Raw genomic sequence first — 20,152 nt, 5'->3', positions numbered from 1 at the left:
CACCTCCTAATAAATGCGGGGCCAGCTCTTAGCCAAACATGAGGGTTATTAGTTTTAGTTTCATTCTGAATTATTTGCAGCTGGAGAAGGAGCAAATTATTTGGTCCCATTATTAATCCATCTTCATTTTCAAATCCATTTTCAATTACAAATTTAGCATACTATTTTTGAAAGCACTATTTTTGCGTCTTTAATGGCAAGAATACTATCAATAGATTACGGTACTAAAAGGACAGGCATAGCAGTTACGGACGAAATGCAGTTAATAGCATCTGGGCTTACTACCGTAAGCACACACGATTTAATGCCTTTTCTTACCAAATATGTAACAGAGGAGCCTGTAGAGACTCTATTAGTAGGAGAGCCCACTCAAAAAGATGGAACTCCGAGTGGAGTAGAAGGAAATATTCAAAATTTTATAGAAGGTTTTAAGAAGAAATTTCCTAAAATACCAATCGTTCGAGTAGACGAACGATATACGAGTAAAATGGCATTTCAGACTATGATAGATAGTGGTCTAACCAAGAAAAAGAGAAGAGACAAAGCACTCGTAGATGAAATAAGTGCTACGATTATATTGCAAAATTATTTATACAAATAATTAATAAAGAGTAAAATGATATTACCTATTGTCGCATATGGCGATCCCGTTTTAAGAAAAGAATGTACAGATATTACTTTAGATTATCCTAATCTGGATACCTTGTTAGAGAACATGTTCGAAACCATGTATGCAGCAAGCGGAATAGGTCTTGCTGCACCACAAATAGGGCTTGCTATTAGATTGTTTTTAGTGGATGCTTCGCCTTTTGCAGATGATGAAGATATGACTGAAGAAGAGCAAGCGGAAGTTTCTGACTTTAAAAAGATATTTATAAATGCTACTGTTTTAAAAGAGGAAGGAGACGAATGGGCTTTTAATGAAGGCTGTTTGAGTATTCCAGACGTGCGCGAAGATGTCTTTAGAAAGGCAACAGTTTCGATAGAGTACTACGATGAGTCCTTTAAAATGCATACAGAAACCTATTCAGGAATCATTGCTCGAATCATACAACACGAGTACGATCACATCGAAGGTGTTTTGTTTACCGATAAATTATCAGTATTAAAAAAACGTCTTATAAAAGGCAAGCTTAATAATATTAGTAAGGGTAAAACGAACATTGATTATAGAATGCGTTATCCTAATGCGAAAAAGAAACGCTAAGAGCATTGCACAACTAAAAATTTAAAAATAGATTTGCGATCCCATAACTTTTGGGAATTGTTAGTATCTTAACATAAATAAAGTATATGAGTTTAGAGAAAATTTTATCCATTTCAGGAAAACCAGGATTGTACAAATTAGCTACACAAACAAGAGGTGGTTTTTTAGCAGAGTCTTTATTAGACAATAGAAAAATTAGTGTTAGCGCACGTCACAATGTTAGTTTATTGAGCGAAATCGCAATTTATACACTAACTGAAGAAGTGCCACTGCGAAAGATTTTTGAGAAAATTGCTGAAAAAGAGGATGGAAAAGAAACCATTAATCATAAAGTGCCTAAAATAGAATTAGAAGAGTTCTTTTTCGGGATTCTTCCAGATTATGATGAAGAACGTGTGTACACGAGCGACATTAAAAAGGTGGTACAATGGTACAATCTGTTAGTAAAAAATGGCATTACAGATTTTTCAGAAAAAGAGGAAGCTACAGAAACTGAAGCCAACGAAGAAGAGAAATCTGCCGCAAAGATAAAGACGAGTCCTAAAATGGAGAGTCCATCAAAAGGAGGTGCTCCAAAAGCGAGCTCAGCTAAAAAAGGGGGGACTGCAAAAAGTACAGCAGCTAGAAAAAAATAAATATTTTTTTTATATATAAAACAAGGCTACGTGATAAATCTCGTAGCTTTGTTTGTTTATGAGCACTATGAATTCAAGAAAACAGCAATTAGACGCTTTTGATCGTTTACTCACCATAATGGATGAGTTGCGCGAACAATGCCCTTGGGATAAAAAGCAAACAATGGAAACACTTCGTCATCTTACTATCGAAGAAACCTACGAATTGGGCGATGCTATTTTAGAAAAGGACTTGGCCGAAGTTAAAGGCGAATTGGGAGATTTACTTTTGCACATTGTATTCTATTCAAAAATAGGGAGTGAGACAAACGATTTTGATATTGCAGATGTCACAAACCATATTTGTGAAAAATTGATTTCCCGTCATCCACACATTTATGGAGATGTAATAGTTGCCGATGAGGAAGAGGTGAAACAAAATTGGGAGAACTTAAAATTAAAAGAAGGTAAAACGAGTGTGTTACAAGGAGTCCCAAAATCATTGCCAGCGCTCGTAAAAGCTAATAGAATACAAGATAAGGTGTCTGGAGTAGGATTTGATTGGGAACATCCCGAGCAAGTTTTTGAAAAATTAGAGGAAGAACTCGGCGAGCTTCAACACGAAATCAATGAGGGTAATCAAGAAAAAATGGAAGCTGAATTTGGTGATGTTCTTTTCTCGATGATTAATTATGCTCGCTTTTTAAAAATTGATCCTGAAAACGCACTGGAACGAACTAATAAAAAATTTATTAAACGTTTTCAGTATCTCGAAAGTAAAGCAAAAGAAATGGGGAAAGAATTAAAAGACATGACACTGGAGGAAATGGACGTTTTTTGGGAAGAAGCTAAGTCGCAATAGGCAGGGGTAGTTTGCGGTATTAATGGTAAAAAACTGAAAGGTTTAATCTGTAATAATAAACTCATTTAGTCAAAGTGATTACCCGACCTTCAATCTTCAAGCCTGAAAAACCAACTTTTTTTTTAATCCATTCTAGATTTTCTATAGAATAGAAAAGGACGTGTGTTAGATCATTTTTATAATACCAGATTGGAAACTCTGATCTTTCGGGTAATAAATTGGTCATAGAAAATAAAGAAGCACCTGGTTTTAGTAATGAATATAATAATTCAAATTCTTTTAATGGGTGGTGAAAATGTTCAATTACCTCACAGCAAATGATAAAGTCATATGCGCTGTCTAAAACCGATCTATTTGCCTTGAAAAACGGATCATACTCGAATAAATTATAGCCTGCTTCTCGCACTAATTTTCCAACAGCAGATCCTGTTCCAGAGCCAAAATCTAATCCTGTATGTTTTTCAGGAATTGTGTTTTTTATAGTTTGTGCTAAAGGAGAAACAAACTTTTGGAAGCCAATATCAGTAGGGTTGTTTTCGTGTAATTGGTACCGTCTTTTTTCTTTTTTAAAAGAGGGTAATATATGGTTTGGCACAAAAACACTGGCGCATTCTAAGCAAAAATACCACTCACGATCAATTTGTGAATGGTATTTTTCTATAACTATTGAATTACAAAGAAGGCAATTCATATAGGTTCTTATTATGGTTAAGATTATTTAACTCAAAGTGCTATTAATTCATTTTAAAACTCCAAAAACCTTTGTAATGAGTTTTTTTAGATTTTTTATTTTAACTACGAGCCGCTTTTATTTTCTTACGTTTTTCAATCCAAAGTTGTAACTGCTCCTTGTGGCGGGCAATATTTTTATGCACTTCTGCTACCATTGGATTATCATCTGGCACATGCTGGAAAAAGCCTAAATTATTTTCTAGTTGCATGATTTCTGCTTTGGTTTCATCAATCTTTTTGCCAATATAAAACTGTTCATTTTGTAGTTGTCTATCATCTTCTTGCGAAACCATAGCACTTAGCTTATTTTCAAACTTTATGAGTTCTGTTTCTTTCTTTCCTAGGTCTAACTTAGAGAACAAACCATCCAATACTTTATTAAACTTTTGGTCGATATTCTTCTTTTTATAAGGAACCCGTCCAATGGATTTCCATTCAGTTATTTTTTCTTTGATGTTCTTTATGTTTTCTTTATGATCATCACTCATTTTGAGTTTTGAAGTAACCTCTAGGAGTGCTTCTTTCTTTTCAAAATTTGCGAATTCTTCTTTGTTTTCTTCGTCTTTTAAGGAATGTAATCTTTCAAAGTAATGGTTGCAAGCGACCTTAAATTCTTTCCAGATTTTATCACTGTCTTTTCTTGGAACATGACCTATACTCTTCCAATCGTGCTGTACTTTTTTGTATAATTGAGTAGCTGCATCAAAATCTTCACTGTCTTTATTGTCTTCAGCAATTTTAATGAGTGCCTGTTTCTTTTCAAGATTGTCAAATTGCTGATTCTTTTGATCTTTGTAAAACTGGTTCTTAGCCTTATTAAAGTTTCGAGTTGTTTCTTTGAAATTCGCCCAAATTTCTTTATTTTTTTCTTTTGGTACACTTCCAGCTTGAAAAAATACATCCCGTATTTCTTGTACTTGTTTCATTCCCTTTTGCCAAGCATTGTGAGATGGAGTAATCTCTGCTTTTACTCTGTCAATAAGTCCAATAAGTTCTTTCTTAACGTTGTAGTTTTCATGAAATGTTTCTTGTAGTGCAGCTTCAGCTTCTTGTTTTTTATCATGAATAATTTTTGTTGCCGCACTAAAAGTGTCCCAAATTTCATCTCTAAATTCTCTCGCAACCGGCCCTACTTCTTCTTTCCAGCGGCGGTGGATTAGTTGTAGCTCTCTAAACGCTTTGTCTATATTGGTTTCTTTTGTAAGCTCTTCGGTTCTTTTTATTAGCTTCCGTTTTTCTTCAAGATTGTGTTTAAAATCTAGGTCTCTAAATTCTCTGTCAAGATGGAGCGCATCATAATATGTTTCCATATAGTGATGGTAGTTGTTCCAAACGGTGTTGTATTTATCGCGAGGGATAGGACCTGCATTTTTCCAACGTTCTTGAATACCTTTTAACTTGTTGTAATTTTTATTGGCGCTTTCTTCTGAATCTAAAATGGATTTTATTTCTCCAATGAGCGCTTCCCTATTGTCGAGATTATTTTCAAGTTCTTGCTTTAGGTCTTTATAGTGAGCGTTGCGCTTCGTTCTATATTCTCCATAAGCATCATTAAATGCTGCTTTATTTTTTGAGGTGTAATGAAAGTCAATTATATTGCCACCTTCAGCTAAAAACGCATCTTTTTTCTCAGCAAGCTCTTCTTGAAACTGATTGTTAAATTCGGTTTTAATTTCTTCCGCGTTGTTTTTTATTTTCTGAACATCTTGTGTTGCCAGAAGTTCTTGCAATGCTGAAATTAATGAAGTTTGATTCAGACTACTATAATCTAAAGCCTCCTTCTTAGTAGTTTCCTCGCTGCCTTCTTCTGAAAGATCTTCGTCAGAAGAAGTTATTTCTTCTTCGTCTTTTTCATCTTCTTCAATAGCAGTTTCTACTTTAGTTTCGTCTGAGGGTTCGGTGTTAGAAGATGTTATTTCTTCTTCTTCTTTTACAACAGCAGTTTCTTCGGTATTTTTTTCTGAAGGTTTATCGTCAGAAGATGTTATTTCTTCTTCTTCTTTTACAACAGCAGTTTCTTCTTTAATTACAGAGTCTACTTCAATATCTAGTGGTTTTTTAACTAGGTTTGTTTCGGTTGAATCTAGATTGCTTTTATTTGAATTTTCTTTGGGTTCAGAAACTTCAACGTTTTCTACTTCCGAAGTATCTTCAATATTTTGTACTTCTGCTTGCTGTTCTTCTTCGTTTATTTTTTTTTCTTCAGACATTTTTTTCAATGTTATGGTTCAAATTATCTATGGGGCTCAAGATACTAACAAGACATAAGAAAGCAAAGCCTTGAGGGTTTTTTTGATGTATGAAGTGCAAAATTAATTCTGCCAAATACTCCAAGCTTTTTTAGCTTGATATTCTAACATTTTCATGCCATTGGAAATGGTAGCCCCTTTTGCAAATCCTCGTTTCAAAAATTCAGTTTCTTTTGGATTATAAACAAGGTCAAATAAGAAATGATCTTTATTAATAGCGTGATAAGGAATATCTGGGCAAGAAGAAACATTTGGGTAGACACCTAAAGGTGTTGTATTTATTATGAGTTTGTTGGTTCTAATACATTCTTCGTCTAGTTCATCATACGATATGGTATCATTTGTTTTTGTTCTGGAGACCACTTTATACTCAAAACCCATCGCATCCAGTACATATCTTATTGCTTTTGAGGCACCGCCATTTCCTAGTATGAGTGCTGTTTTTTCTTTAATCGGGGGGTATGCAGCTAGCGCTCGGGCAAATCCATAATGGTCTGTATTATAACCTACTATTCTACCATCTTTTAAAAATTTAATGGTATTAACTGCGCCTATTGCTTTTGCTTCTTTATCAACACGATCCAAGAAAGGAATTATCTTTTCTTTAAAGGGTATGGTTACATTAAGTCCTTTTAAGCCTGGATTTTCAGAGATAATTTGTTTGAGTTGTTCTAAGCCTTCTAAGTCAAAGTTGGTATATGTATGAGGTAGTTTCTCTAGGTCGAACTTAATAGAAAAGAACGTCTTTGAAAATGAATAGTTAATTTTATTGCCTATGAGACCAAACTTAGCCATCGTGGTTGTCTTTAAGTTTGTGATACCAATCTAGGCTCAACACTATGAGCATACCAAAAATAATAAAGATTATTGCAATAATCGTTTCTCTTGAAAAATCATTTGGAAAATAACGAATATAATCACTAATTATCTCTCTTCCGTTAGCATCTGTTTTGATAAGACCAGACGAATCAAGTGAATAAACTTTATTTTTCCAAGGCCAAACGACTCCCAAGGATCCAGCAATAAAACCAATAATAACGGCATACGTTGCTTTTTTGTATCTTTTTAAAACATATCCGAGAAGATGAGACAAGGACACTAAACCAACAATAGAACCCAAAGAAAATATTATTAAAACTTTGAGTAATTGTAGGCGTTCGTCGTTACTAAAAAAGCTAAAATCACCCATAAAAACTTCAGATAAAGTATCAAAAAGAGCATTAACAGAGTCTACTAATAGTAGAACATAGTTGCCTAAAAGAATTAAAATAAAGGAACCTGAAAGTCCGGGTAAGGTCATTCCTGAAACACCAATGATTCCGCAGAGAAAAACAAAGATAAGGTTGTCATTTTCTCTAGCAGGTTCTAAAAAACTTATAGCGACTCCAGCAGCAATGCCGCACAACAAATAACCGATGTACTTTTTTTTCCAACTTCCAAAACCTTTTGCAATGTAATAGATAGACCCAATGATCATTCCAAAAAAAGCACTCCATACATATAACTCAAAATGGACGATTAAATAATCTAGGATTTTAGATATACTAAAATAACTTATAATCATTCCCAGCACTAACAATCCCAAAAAACCACCATTAATATATCTAAAAAAACTCTTAAACCGACCATTAAATAAAAGTCCAAAAGCTTTTCTATTTATCTTCTGCAAGGAGTATATAAATTCTTCATAAAATCCACCTACGAAGGCAACAACCCCTCCAGAAACTCCGGGGACTTTGTTTGCCGCTCCCATAAAAAGTCCCTTTAGAACGAGCCAAATTTTATCTGATAAATTTCGGTTGCTTGACACGGTATTATTATTTAGCAGGTTTTTTAGAAACGGCTAGATATTCTAACAAGAAAATGACCAAAAACCCAATAATCATAAATAGGACTGCGTATAAAATTAGAGGTTCTCCGTCATAAGAAGAGGGGAGAATACTATGCTCTAGCAATGGGACTTTTTTACCATGACTATTTATTCTGAAAGTCTCAATTTCTTTCCACGGCCAAATTTTATTAAGCGCCCCTATCATAAATCCTGTCAAAATTGCAAGGGTGCTATTTTTATAATTTTTAAACATCCAATTCAAAACACCAGAAAATACTTTGAGACCTACAACAGCTCCAACCGCAAAGATTAGTAATTTTAAAAAGGCATCCCAAATCATCGTCCAATCCAATTTTAATAAACCATCACTAAATTGGGTTATGGTACCAAGAACGGTAGTGTAAGCACCTAATAATAATAAAATAAATGCTCCAGAAATACCGGGTAAAATCATAGCGATAATAGCTATAAAGCCTGCAATAAATAAAAACCAGGTGCTTTGGGTATCTCCCACGGGCTCTGCTAGTGTTATAAAATAGGAGAGCACCGCAGCTATTAGTAAAGATATAATAACGCGGATGTTAAATTGAGTGATTTGTCTACCTACATAAATAATGCTGGCAACTACAAGCCCAAAAAAGAAGGACCAAACTAAGATAGGATATTCAGATAATAAAGAGGTGATGATTTTTGCAAGTGACAGAATACTTATGGCAATGCCTCCAAAAAGCGAAACTAAAAAGTTAATGTTATACTTTTTCCAAGCCTCGTTAAGACTTTCTTTTTTCCAGATTTTAAAGAAGCCAAGGTCTAACTTGTGGATGGTTTCTATGAGTTCTTGGTAGATCCCGGAGATGAAAGCAATCGTGCCTCCACTAACTCCTGGGACCACATCTGCGGCACCCATAGCGAGTCCTTTGGCAGTAACTAAAAGGTATTGTTTGAAACTTCTAGATGGCATAATTATGTTGTTATTCCATCAAAAATACAATTTTAAAGTGAAGCTCTCTTGTGGTTGTTAATTATTTGCTGAACACCATCGTATTTAAGGATCTGCGGAAATATCTCTTCGATAATCAATAAGAACTCAGCCTCTAAATCTAATCCATTTTTAAGGTGAAAAGCACCTTCTATAGTTTCGGCGGTATAATAGCATAAACCGGCTAATCTAAATTCGATTTCAGCACATTGAGGATAAAACTCAGCTGCTTGATTCAAATTATTAATAGCGGCTTCATATTCGCCTAGCTTAATTAAAATATCACAGCGTGTTAACCACGTGTCTAATTCGTAATTACCTAATTCTAATGTTTTTCTGAAACCTACTTCAGCTTCTTCAAACCATTGTAAGCGTTTATTGATTTTGGCGTATCGCTTCCAATATTGCACGTTTTCACTATCAATATTAATGGCTTTGTCAATAAAATACAGTGCCTTTTTGTAGTCTTTCTTTTTGTAGTAAAAATCGGTTATTGCAATCCATCCTTTGTCTAACAAACCGTCTTCTTCCACACATTTTGTGAAATATTGCAACGCCATGTCATCATTTCCTAATTTTTCGTAGCACTTCCCAATTCGTAATAATGCAAAAGATGTTGGGTCATCCAATCCTAAGGTAACACTATAGCTTTCTATAGCATCTGGAAAACGCTTTAATTTTTCTAGTACTTTTCCTTTTTCAAGATAAGCACCAATAAAACGATCATCACTAATAATAGCAAAATCATAGGATGCTAGCGCTTTCTTGTACTCTTTCAAAATCATATACTGCTTGCCCACCTGATGCCAAGCGACTTCAGAATACGGATTACTATTTAAGAAAATATTTAAGTAATCAATAGCAGCTTCTGTCTGCTCTAAGTATTCAAAGCAGTAAATAATGTTATAAAGGGCTGAGTAATCTGTCTCGTCATCTTCTAAGCATTTCATAAAATGAAGCTTCGCATTTTCATAGTCTTCTAAAAATAAATATTCCATCCCAATTAACGAGTATACGTCTGCTTCATCCAAGGTTATTTCAAGTGCCTTTTCTAATAAAACAATAGCTTCTTTATGTTTGTCGCGTCGTGAAAGTATGTTTGCTTTCTGAATAAATATCTCTTCGTTAGATTGTTCAATCTGGAATAACTCATTTAATAAATCATCTGCGATGTCCAATTCATCTTCAAATATGAACATTTCAACCTGAAATAACTTTAGGTTGGTAGACGACGGGTGCTGTTCTAAACCTAACTTGGTGGCTTTTTTGGCCAAAGCTATTTTTCCATTTTCAAGGTAATGGTGAATGATATCTTCAAACTCATCTGAATCAAAAAACAACACATTGTTGGTTTTCAACATCGATTCAAAACGGGTAAGTGATACATTGTTATGCTCGTTAGGTGGAGGCAATTGCATACGCAGCTAGTTTATAAGTTCACTATATTAAAGATAATAATGTATGCAGATGTTCAACAGTTATGCCGCATTTCTTGTTAACGCGTTATCAACATAAATTTTAGAAATGTAAATTACTCAATTTTAGAAATTTGTACTAGGATTAGGCCTTATAGGTTTCTGTCAAGACTTGTGTCAAGATGTCGCAACCTTCTTTTATTTCTTCTACTGAAATTGTCAAAGGAGGCGTTATACGAATGGCACGCGGTTCAAAAAGCAACCAAAATAGAATCAAATTCTTGTCTTTACAACCCAAAATAACTTGCGTAGCAATTTCTGAAGTTTCCATAATTAACGAAAGCATTAATCCACGTCCTCTAATTTCTTTAATTAAAGGATGGACTAAAAGGCTGCGAAAAAGTTGTTCTTTTTCTAAGGCCTCCTCCATAATTGGGGTTTCGGTAATTTCTTGAAGTGTCGCCAAAGCTGCCGAAGCAATCACGGGATTACCACCAAAAGTTGTGATGTGCCCTAATTTTGGATTGTCTTGTAATAGATCCATCAATTTTTTAGAAGCTGTAAATGCGCCAATGGGTAAACCACCACCCATTCCTTTTCCCATAACCACAATATCAGGAACTACCTCATAATTCTCAAAACCGAATAATTTTCCAGTGCGACCAAATCCTGGTTGAATTTCATCTAAAATCAAAAGTGCGCCAACGTCCTCACAACGTGCTTTTACTTTTTGAAGATAGTGGTCTTTTGGTTCAATAAAGCCAGCACCCCCTTGAATTGTTTCTAAAATAACAGCTGCTGTTTTAGACGTTATTTTATCTAAATCGGCTACTTTATTAAATATAATAGGATGACAATCCGGGATCAAAGGTTCAAAAGGTACTTTGCGTTCTTCGAAGCCCATCACGCTTAATGCACCCATTGTATTCCCATGATATGCGTGATGTGCATATATAATTTGGGATCTACCAGTCGCTCTTCTTGCTAGTTTTAACGCTCCTTCAATAGCTTCAGTACCGCTGTTTAATAAATAGGTGGTTTCTAAAGAATCCGGAAGGTGGGATGCTAGTAATTTGCTTAATGCAACGGCTGGTTGCTGGATGTATTCGCCGTATACCATAACGTGCAAATAAGAATCCAATTGCTTTTTTACTGCGGAAACAACTCGGGGATGACAATGTCCTAAACTGCAAGCAGAAACACCTGCAACAAAATCAAGATGTGCGTTCCCCGCTGTATCATAAATATAACTGCCTTTGGCGTGCGAAATTTCCACTCCCAATGGATGTGGTGTGGTCTGTGTTTGATATTTAAAAAAGTCAGTTTTCACTTTTTTCTTCTTTGGTGTCCTGGTCTCCATCTTTTTTTGGTTCTATAAAAGGGGTGGCATCTTCTTCTCGGTTCTTAAAATCTGCTGGCGTTAATTTAGACTCTACGGGGAGATTTAATTCTTCTTCGGTTTGTTCTTCAAAGAATTCGCCTTCATCTTTTGGGAGTGGAATTCCTTTTATTTTTGGGAGAACAGGTACTGGTTTCCCTTTAAATAAATCTTCTTTTCTGAGTAACCGCTCTTCGCCACGCCATATAAAACCACTCAAAATACGGGCTTCTTCAGGAATTTTTGAAAGTGGATATATTTTTCCTTTTCCTTTTTTGACAAATTTTAGGCCTGAAATACTTTGTTGTTTAAGGTACATTTCGATAGAACTCGAAACCGTATTGTTAATGCCAATGAGTTCGTCCTTATCATTACGGGAGTAATACATTACTTCAGCATTTTTGTTAATGAACACAGTGTCCAATTCATTATTGGTGAAAAGTCCAGTAAGTCTTTCGCCTTTAACTTGGTTGAATCCCGTCGATATCGTGTCCTTTTTAATAAGAAACGCATTTTTGAATACTTTGAGCGTATCTAATTTTTCGGTTATTGTGTTGCTCAATAAATGAATGGTATCACCCGTCATTTGGCTTTCTCCATTCCATAAAACAGGATTTCGCAGCAATTTTGTAATTCCTATTTTTTCGTTGGTGAAAATGGAATCTGCCTTTCCGCTAAGAGATTCTTCACCAGGCAATCCTTTTTTAAAGATTCTTGCTTGGTAGAATCCTTTTAAAATTCGGTCCTCAGGTTTTCCAGTAATTTGTAATGTATCTGCGTGTATATAAATAGAATCGTTGTCTCTTAATGTAATCGCAACCGCACGTTTTGTAATATAGATAGAATCTTTTTCACGCCAGACTTCAGCATAATGCCCTCGAATAATACTCTTATTTAAAGTGTCTAAAACCTTAATATTATTGGTTGCAGAAGCGAAAGCATTGTTTCGATTAAAAAAAATACTGTCGCCATATAGCGTTCTATTTTCATAATCTATTTTGCTGTTCTTGACAAAATATCCCGTGTTGTCGCGAGTGTCATAATAACCACGTTCGCAATACACAGTACTCGTTTCGCTAACGATTGTGGATGGGCCGTAGAGAAATGCGCCGCCAGTTTCTGAATAAAAATCCAATTGTGGTGAATTCAACGTGTATTCTGGATTCTTGATTTTAACATTGCTTATAAATTGGTATTTTTTACTTTCTGCATAGTAGCGTCCTATCCGGCTGGTAAGGGTGCTTGCGGAGTCTATTACCGTTCCGCCTGTGCGATAAAATGCTTGTTGTTTTACACGGTCAAAGTAGAGCGTGTCTGTTTTTAGCGTAGTTTTTGGTTCTTTGAAAACCACATCACCGCTGGCAAATGCAAACTGTGTGTTGCCATTGTACTCAGCATAATTACTGGTCATAGTGATGGTATCTGCTTGCTCGATTCTAACATCGCCGTAGGCTTTTACAAAGTTGTCGTTTATATAGACATAGGCTTGGTCACACCACATTTCTACACCTTCGTGTATAATATAAACTGGTCCCTCATCATCTTTTGTATAAATAATGGCATCTGGTAACTCTGGGCGTTTTTCCAAATACCCAGATTTAATATCCACCTTGGTTTTCGCTGGCTCAGGGGCAGGCTGGGCAAAGGCTCCTATAGTAACGAAGAGTAGGGTTAGGACTGTTATTTTGAGGGTGTTTTGCAACGATGGTTATTTATATTTTAACAAATCTATTTTAAAAATTTAGCAACCTTGAAAAGGTGTTCACTCATTCTTTTCATAACGACTTGCGCTATTTCTTATAGCGTGTTTTGTGTAGTTTATAAAGCTACGAATAAAGAGCCAACGAATGAAAAGAAATTACAAGAGCTAGAATCGTTATCCCTAAAATAACAAACATAAGCTACCTTATTAAATTCCTCTTATTTTGCATAGTATGCCGCTCTAATTAAAGTTCCGTCGTTGATATTATAATTATTTAATTCCAAACGCTTTTATATCAATTTGACATCTAAGGGAATGTATATGACATTAATGTCTTGTATTATAACGATTTCACTAACTGTAACTTTTAACTCTTCAATACGCTTCTTATAATATTCTTTATTTTCTGAACCATTACCTTCTGCTGTAGATAGATCATCGTATAGACCCAATTGCACAGATTTCTGCGCTTAATAAATGATTATATCTTTATGAAAACCATGTTTTAGGAATTATTCTTCTTGACCTAAATTATCTCAATGTTTAGAAATGTTATTACTATTGGAATCAGTTTTATTTTTAAATTCATTTCACGGGCCTTTTAATTACACATAGCTATAATATAAAGGGAGTTTTAATAATAGAATTACATTAAATAGTTACCTATGAATAGTTTGCGTACGATCTGGTCCCACTGAAACTACTTTAATAGGGATTTCTAGTTCCTTTTCTAAAAATGCGATGTAAGTATTCAATTCTTTTGGGAATTGAGAGGTCTCTGTCATTTTTGTCAAGTCTTCTTTCCAACACGGGAACGAACTATAAATGGGGGTTACATTTTCTGGTTCGATGTTGTAGGGAAGGTGTGTGATGGTTTCTCCTTTGTATTTGTAAGCAGTGCACACTTTTAATTCATCAAATCCTGAAAGAACATCGCCTTTCATCATCATTAATTGTGTTACTCCGTTTATTTCGCAGGTATATTTTAATGCTATTAAGTCCAACCAACCACAACGACGCGGTCTCCCGGTTACAGCGCCAAACTCACGGCCAACTTTTGCCATTTCTACTCCAACTTCGTCAAATAACTCCGTTGGAAAAGGTCCTGAACCAACTCTCGTCGTGTAGGCTTTAAAAATACCGTATACTTCTTTAATTCTTGTGGGTGCAACTCCCAAACCTGTGCAAGCTCCGGCAGCAGTGGTGTTTGATGAGGTTACAAACGGATAGGTCCCGAAATCTATATCTAACAAAGAACCTTGTGCGCCTTCGGCAAGTATTGTTTTTCCCGATTTTATAGCTTGATTAAGGTATTCTTCGCTATCAATAAAGGTTAACTTTTTGAGTTCAGTTACGGCTTCAAAAAATTCGACTTCCATTTCTTCTAAATTAAACTGAACTTCTGTATTGTAAAAGTCAATCATCCCTAAATGCTTGTCTGCCAAGGCGCGGTACTTTTCTTTCCAGTTATCCAATTCAAGATCTCCAACACGTATACCGTTGCGACCTGTTTTATCCATATAGGTTGGCCCAATACCTTTTAAGGTAGATCCAATTTTTGCTTTCCCTTTGGCAGCTTCGCTTGCGGCATCCAATAATCTGTGTGTAGGTAAGATTAAGTGTGCTTTACGAGAAATGATCAATCTAGATTTATAATCTACATCTAAAGCATCCAAGCCGTGTAACTCTTTAACGAAGACTACAGGGTCTATAACCACACCATTTCCAATAACATTCACTGCTTTTTTATGGAAAATTCCAGAAGGAATAGTCCTCAAAACATGCTTTATACCATCAAATTCTAAGGTGTGTCCTGCGTTGGGGCCTCCTTGAAAACGTGCGATAATGTCATAATTTGCGGTAAGTACGTCTACAATTTTCCCTTTTCCTTCATCGCCCCATTGTAAGCCAAGTAATAAATCTACTGCCATAGTGTATTAGTTTTCTTCTTTTGAATTTTTGTCTGTCTCTTGATTTTTTCTTTTCCCGTAGAAATAGAGGGAGTGTTTACTAATTTCTATATTAAAAACTTCCTCGATTGTTTTTTTAATATTCTGAATACGTGGATCACAAAATTCTATTACTTCGCCATTATCTAAAATGACGTGATCGTGCTGCTTATCAAAATATGATTTTTCGTAGTGCGCTTGATTTTGACCAAATTGATGTTTGCGAACGAGCGCGCATTCAAGCAATAATTCTATGGTATTATAAAGCGTTGCACGGCTTACTCGATAATTTTTATTCTTCATCATAATATAGAGCGATTCTATATCAAAATGCTCTTCTTGATCGTAAATTTCTTGGAGTATAGCGTAGCGTTCTGGCGTTTTACGGTGCCCTTTTTCTTCTAAAAATGCAGTGAATACATTTTTTACAACAGCTTGATTGTTAATAGCGGTTTTTGAACTCATATTCCTGAATCTCTGATGGAATTTTCAACTTTATTTTAATCTTCAAATTTAAGGAATTTAAGAGCGTGTTACTTTATCAATTCCGTTTATTTTTTTAAGGTTTTGAACTAAGTTATCAAGAGTGTTTTTATTTTTTACAACAACAACAATCTTGCCATTAAATAAACCGTCGTTTGTGTCAAAATGAACACTTTTCATATCTATATGAAGGTTGTTGGATATTTCTTTTGTCACATGGTTGACAAGTCCTAGGGCGTCTATTCCGCTCAATACCAGTTCTGTCTTGAAATCGCGTTGAGTGGAGTCTATCCACTTTGCAAGAATGATACGATAGCTATAATTACTTTGTAACTGCAAGGCATTAGGACAGTTTTGTTTGTGAACTTTTATTCCCTCGTTTACGGTGGTGAAGCCAAAAACATCATCGCCAGGAATAGGACTGCAGCAATTAGACATTTTATAATCTAGTTTCTGTTCCTCTTTACCAAACACTATTTGGTCAAACTTTTCGGTAATTTCTTCTTTATTGACCTCTTCTGGATTGCTAGGCTTTCTAATTTTATTTTTGAAGAAACTTAACAAAGCATTGCTGCGACTTGCCGCAAATTCTTTGAGTTGTTTATTGTCTATAATGCCCGCCCCGACGCGATAAAATAGATCAAGGCTAGTTTTAACTTTAAAATGACGCACCATTTGGTTAATCGTCTTTTCATCAAGATTAATTTTTAGACTTTTGAGTTTTCGTGCTAATACTTCCTTACCATCGTTTGCGATTTCTTTTCGATCTTCTTTTAGGGAGGATTTAATTTTTGATCGTGCACGGCCTGTGGTGACATAATCTACCCAGTTAATTGATGGTTTTGCGCTATTTGATGTTATGATTTCAACTTGATCACCACTATTGAGTGTGTGACTTAATGGTACTAATTTACCATTTACTTTTGTGCCACGTGTGTGTAATCCAATTTCGGTATGTATATGAAAGGCAAAATCTAAGGCAGAAGCACCTTTAGGCAATGAATATAAATCGCCTTTAGGAGTAAACACAAAGATTTCTTTTGAATAGAGGTTTAATTTAAATTCCTCCACAAAGTCAACTGCGCTAATATCTTGATTCTCTAATGTTTCTTGTAATTTATTTAGCCATACATCTAGCCCACCATCATCACTATCTTTATTTTTATATTTATAATGTGCTGCGAATCCTTTTTCGGCAATTTCGTTCATGCGTTCGCTACGAATTTGTACTTCGACCCATCTGCCCTTAGGTCCCATTACAGTAATATGTAATGCTTCATATCCAGTTGATTTAGGCGATGATATCCAATCGCGTAAACGAACTGGGTTCGGTCTAAAATGATCTGTTACAATAGAATATATTTTCCAAGCCAAAAACTTTTCGTCTTCTACCGAACCCCTGTAAATAATACGAACCGCAAATTTGTCGTAGACTTCATCAAAGCTAACGCTCTGAGTATTCATTTTTCGACGAATGGAATAAATGGATTTTGGCCGTCCTTTGATCTCGTATTGTAATTTTTCTGCTATCAAAGAATCTTCTAGAGTCTTCGAAAATGATTTGATATATACATCTTGTTCCTCTTTACTTTCCTTTATTTTACTATTGATATCGTTGTAAACTTCAGGTTCAGTATATTTTAAACTAAGGTCTTCTAATTCAGTCTTAATATTATAAAGTCCAATTCTATGCGCCATTGGAGCATAGATATAAAGAGTCTCACTTGCAATCTTTACCTGCTTGTGGGGAGGCATAGATTCCATTGTTTGCATATTGTGTAGACGGTCTGCAATTTTTATAATAATAACCCTGATGTCTTCATTAAGGGTTAGTAACATTTTTCTGAAGTTTTCTGCTTGTAGACTAACATCACCTTCGTAAGGCATGTTGCTAATTTTGGTGAGACCGTCTACAATACGGGCAACTACTTTACCAAACAGCTGCTCTATATCAATCAAGGTATAGCTAGTGTCTTCAACAACATCGTGTAATAAGGCGGCTGCAATAGAAGTAGCATCCAATCCTATTTCTGAGGCTACAATTTTTGCCACCGCAATGGGGTGGAAAATATATGCTTCTCCGCTTTTCCTGCGTTGTTCTTTATGCGCATCAACTGCCACGTCAAACGCACTTCGAATAAGTTTCTTATCGGCTGTAGACAAAACTCTGTAGCTTATTTTAAGGAGGTTTTTATATTCCTTAGCTATGGCTTTGCGTTCTTCTTCGAGTGCAGTTTCAGTCATACATTAAAATTACGAATACCTTGTTAATTACCGAGTAAATTTGTTGAAAATATTAGTTAAATTTTAATTTACTTTCAGGAGGGCTTATGGGAAGAATTTATATTTTCAAAGAATGCATTATAGGTATGCGTATTTATTTGAAACCCCGCTGGCGTTTTGCTTCAAAAATTAAAATCCCTGCAGCCACCGAAACATTCATAGAATCTATTACTCCTTGCATTGGGATGTGAATGTTCTGCGTGCTTTCTGCCCGCCATATGGGGTTTAAACCGGTAGCTTCAGTTCCTACGGCTATGGCTGTTGGTTCTTTAAAATCACAAGCATAGTAGGGGATGGAGTCTTGTAATATGGCACTATAGAGTTTGATGTTTTGTTCTTTTAAAAACGAAATTACTTCGGTTGCAGTTCCTGTTGCTACTGGAACGGTAAAAACACAACCTACACTACTGCGAATTATATTTGGATTATATATATCTGTTTTAGGATTAGCAATTATAAAAGCATCAACATTCGCAGCATCTGCACTGCGTAACAGTGCACCCAAATTTCCAGGTTTTTCTGGAGCTTCAGCAATTAATATCAGCGGATTTTTAGAGGAGAGTTGTAATGATTTTAAATTAAGTTCTTTTGATTTTGTGAGGGCAATAAGACCTTCGGTAGAGGAGCGATATGCTATTTTTTCATAGACATGTTTTGTTACTTCTATTTTTTTAACTGAGGTGTTTAACAGATTTTCTAGGGTAATTAGCTCTTTTGGAGTATTTATTTCAGGACAATAAAAAAGTGTATCCACAGCATAGCCTCCGCTGATGGCTAAACTAATTTCGCGAAATCCTTCAATAACGAATCGCCCAGTATTTTTGCGTTCTCGTGCATTATTACTGAGTTTAATGAGTTGTTTTATTTGCGGGTTTTGAACGCTTAAAATGTGCTTGTTCATTAGGCAAAGATACAACGTTAGGCGTGGCTATTTAGAACTGAATTTGCAATCATGTAAATAGGTTAAAATAATCTACCAACTACTGAAAGAAATAATATGGTATTCAATAAAGTAACGGTTACTGAAACTAATCTAGACGATTCAGTATTTGAAAAACCAGCTGCTGCTGCTGAATATGTGAAATAAGTCGCGATATACTCGTAAAAAGCCTCCAATTCAAATTAGAAATGGGGCTTTTAATTTAAGGTTTACATGTTTTACTTTCCTGCATTGTATTTATCCATATATCGTTTCCATAATTCGGTTTGGTGGGTTTCTAAAGAAATATCTCGGCCATCAATAAAGGCTTTTGATAAGTCATTGCCAATCATATCTAAGGCATCTCCTTCACTAATAAATAGGGTCGCGCTTTTTCCTTTTTCTAAGGTTCCATAGTTGCTGTCAATTCCTAAAATTTTGGCTGTGTTTCCAGTGATTAATTGCAGCGCTTGTTCTTTTTCCATTCCTTGCCCCACCAATTGGCCTGCGTAAAAGGGTAAGTTACGCGTTTGAAAATTTGAAGTTCCACTGTTTTGTATTGCTACCGTTAGCCCCCCATCCATTAAAAGCTTAGGAAGTTTATAGGGTAAGTCGTAATCATCATCTGCTTTATTAGGAACATTATGCGTGTGCTGTACTAATACCGCTATATTATTTTGCTTCAAAAAAGGTATGATTTTATACGCTTCATAGCCACCAATTAAAACAATCTCTTTAATCCCTGCATCTTTACAAAGAGTAATAGCATCGATAATTTCTTTTTCGCCATTTGCATATACGTATAGTTTTTTTGAACCATTATACAGTCCTTGCATTGCCTTCATCGCCTCATTTTCTGGTTCGCCATTGCCATTCCCAAAAGCTTTTGCAGTTGATAAATAGCTGGTGATTTTTTGCGTGTTCTCTGTATACTTTTTATTGGGTTGGAATCCTCTAGGTTCGCCAATCCACCAACGGCCCCTTCTAAATGTATTTGGCCAGTTCATGTGAATACCATCATCGACTTTTATAGCAGCATCTTCCCAGTTCCAAGCATCAAATTGAACGATGGATGAGGTTCCAGAAATGGTACCGCCTTGTGGCGCGATTTGACCAATTAGAACACCATTTGGGCGCATAGATTCCACTACTTTACTTTCGGCATTGTAGGCTATTAAACTGCGTATATGTGGTATCATATCTCCAATTTCGTCAGAGTCATCACTTGCACGCACCGCATTTACTTCAATAAGTCCTAAAGGCTTTGCAGGTGCTATAAATCCTGGGTATACGTGTTTTCCGTTAGCATTGATAACCTCCCCTTTTGAAGGGGTTGATTGATCTCCAACCGCGGTTATAATTCCATTTTCGAAAACAATGGTAGCATTTTCAATAACAGAACCATTTCCAATATGTGCGGTTGCACCTTGAATTGTAATTGCTTCATTTTGATCTGAAGCTGGAGTTTGCTGTGCACTGGCACTATAACCAAAAGCGGCTACAATAACAAGCAGTATATATTTATAATTTTTCATCTTTATTATCTTTT

General features: G+C 35.5%; 18 protein-coding genes. 4 read left to right on the top strand and 14 right to left on the bottom strand.

Going from position 1 to position 20,152, the window contains the following annotated elements; translation table 11 throughout:
* Window positions 1–193: 193 nt before the first annotated feature.
* The 4 genes from ruvX to mazG all read left to right on the top strand — a co-directional run bounded on the left by ruvX (window position 194) and on the right by mazG (window position 2,683).
* Window positions 194–601, top strand: coding sequence for a Holliday junction resolvase RuvX (ruvX, locus tag ABXT67_RS16490; RefSeq protein WP_415375122.1), 408 nt, complete (start codon window positions 194–196; stop codon window positions 599–601).
* A 15-nt stretch (window positions 602–616) separates the two neighbouring features.
* Window positions 617–1,207: a peptide deformylase gene (def, locus tag ABXT67_RS16485; protein ID WP_415375121.1), complete on the top strand. Its 591-nt coding sequence runs from the start codon at window positions 617–619 to the stop codon at window positions 1,205–1,207.
* Window positions 1,208–1,293: 86 nt separating this feature from the next.
* The gene (locus ABXT67_RS16480) at window positions 1,294–1,842 is read left to right on the top strand and encodes a DUF5606 domain-containing protein (protein WP_415375120.1); all 549 of its coding nucleotides are present in this window, start codon (window positions 1,294–1,296) and stop codon (window positions 1,840–1,842) included.
* Window positions 1,843–1,909: 67 nt separating this feature from the next.
* A complete protein-coding gene (gene mazG, locus ABXT67_RS16475) occupies window positions 1,910–2,683 on the top strand; it encodes a nucleoside triphosphate pyrophosphohydrolase (protein ID WP_415375119.1) in 774 nt (257 codons plus the stop codon).
* Between the two features lie 61 nt (window positions 2,684–2,744).
* On the opposite strand, the gene ABXT67_RS16470 is transcribed toward mazG, so the two are convergent.
* The 14 genes from ABXT67_RS16470 to ABXT67_RS16405 form a co-directional block, all read right to left on the bottom strand.
* A complete protein-coding gene (locus ABXT67_RS16470) occupies window positions 2,745–3,374 on the bottom strand; it encodes a class I SAM-dependent methyltransferase (RefSeq protein WP_415375118.1) in 630 nt (209 codons plus the stop codon).
* A 100-nt stretch (window positions 3,375–3,474) separates the two neighbouring features.
* A complete protein-coding gene (locus ABXT67_RS16465; RefSeq protein ID WP_415375117.1) occupies window positions 3,475–5,625 on the bottom strand; it encodes a DUF349 domain-containing protein in 2,151 nt (716 codons plus the stop codon).
* A 102-nt stretch (window positions 5,626–5,727) separates the two neighbouring features.
* The gene (locus tag ABXT67_RS16460; RefSeq protein WP_415375116.1) at window positions 5,728–6,459 is read right to left on the bottom strand and encodes a shikimate dehydrogenase family protein; all 732 of its coding nucleotides are present in this window, start codon (window positions 6,457–6,459) and stop codon (window positions 5,728–5,730) included.
* A complete protein-coding gene (locus ABXT67_RS16455) occupies window positions 6,452–7,474 on the bottom strand; it encodes a DUF368 domain-containing protein (RefSeq protein WP_415375115.1) in 1,023 nt (340 codons plus the stop codon). Before ABXT67_RS16455 ends, ABXT67_RS16460 begins: the two co-directional genes overlap by 8 nt.
* 7 nt (window positions 7,475–7,481) lie before the next feature.
* The gene (locus ABXT67_RS16450; RefSeq protein ID WP_415375114.1) at window positions 7,482–8,456 is read right to left on the bottom strand and encodes a DUF368 domain-containing protein; all 975 of its coding nucleotides are present in this window, start codon (window positions 8,454–8,456) and stop codon (window positions 7,482–7,484) included.
* Window positions 8,457–8,488: 32 nt separating this feature from the next.
* Entirely contained in the window at window positions 8,489–9,892 is a 1,404-nt protein-coding gene (locus tag ABXT67_RS16445; RefSeq protein ID WP_415375113.1) for a tetratricopeptide repeat protein, read from the bottom strand.
* A 142-nt stretch (window positions 9,893–10,034) separates the two neighbouring features.
* Entirely contained in the window at window positions 10,035–11,219 is a 1,185-nt protein-coding gene (locus ABXT67_RS16440; RefSeq protein WP_415375112.1) for an aspartate aminotransferase family protein, read from the bottom strand.
* Window positions 11,209–12,969 (bottom strand): OstA-like protein, encoded by a 1,761-nt coding sequence (locus ABXT67_RS16435; RefSeq protein ID WP_415375111.1) that lies wholly within the window; start codon window positions 12,967–12,969, stop codon window positions 11,209–11,211. The genes ABXT67_RS16440 and ABXT67_RS16435 overlap by 11 nt, the downstream gene beginning before the upstream one ends.
* A gap of 290 nt (window positions 12,970–13,259) precedes the next feature.
* Window positions 13,260–13,421 carry a hypothetical protein gene (locus ABXT67_RS16430; RefSeq protein WP_415375110.1) on the bottom strand — a complete coding sequence of 54 codons (162 nt, stop codon included), beginning with the start codon at window positions 13,419–13,421 and terminating at the stop codon, window positions 13,260–13,262.
* Window positions 13,422–13,628: 207 nt separating this feature from the next.
* Window positions 13,629–14,900, bottom strand: coding sequence for an adenylosuccinate synthase (locus ABXT67_RS16425; RefSeq protein ID WP_415375109.1), 1,272 nt, complete (start codon window positions 14,898–14,900; stop codon window positions 13,629–13,631).
* Between the two features lie 6 nt (window positions 14,901–14,906).
* Window positions 14,907–15,383: a Fur family transcriptional regulator gene (locus ABXT67_RS16420; protein ID WP_415375108.1), complete on the bottom strand. Its 477-nt coding sequence runs from the start codon at window positions 15,381–15,383 to the stop codon at window positions 14,907–14,909.
* A 57-nt stretch (window positions 15,384–15,440) separates the two neighbouring features.
* Window positions 15,441–17,645, bottom strand: coding sequence for a RelA/SpoT family protein (locus ABXT67_RS16415; protein ID WP_415375107.1), 2,205 nt, complete (start codon window positions 17,643–17,645; stop codon window positions 15,441–15,443).
* A gap of 133 nt (window positions 17,646–17,778) precedes the next feature.
* On the bottom strand, window positions 17,779–18,585 hold the full coding sequence (locus ABXT67_RS16410; RefSeq protein WP_415375106.1) for a TrmH family RNA methyltransferase: 807 nt from the start codon (window positions 18,583–18,585) through the stop codon (window positions 17,779–17,781).
* Between the two features lie 257 nt (window positions 18,586–18,842).
* Complete coding sequence (locus ABXT67_RS16405) at window positions 18,843–20,138, bottom strand: amidohydrolase family protein (RefSeq protein WP_415375105.1); 1,296 nt, start codon at window positions 20,136–20,138, stop codon at window positions 18,843–18,845.
* Window positions 20,139–20,152: the final 14 nt, after the last annotated feature.

It is taken from the genome of Patiriisocius sp. Uisw_017 (genome assembly GCF_047731265.1).
Lineage (GTDB): Bacteria > Bacteroidota > Bacteroidia > Flavobacteriales > Flavobacteriaceae > Patiriisocius.
This window is presented reverse-complemented; position numbering and strand designations above follow the sequence as displayed.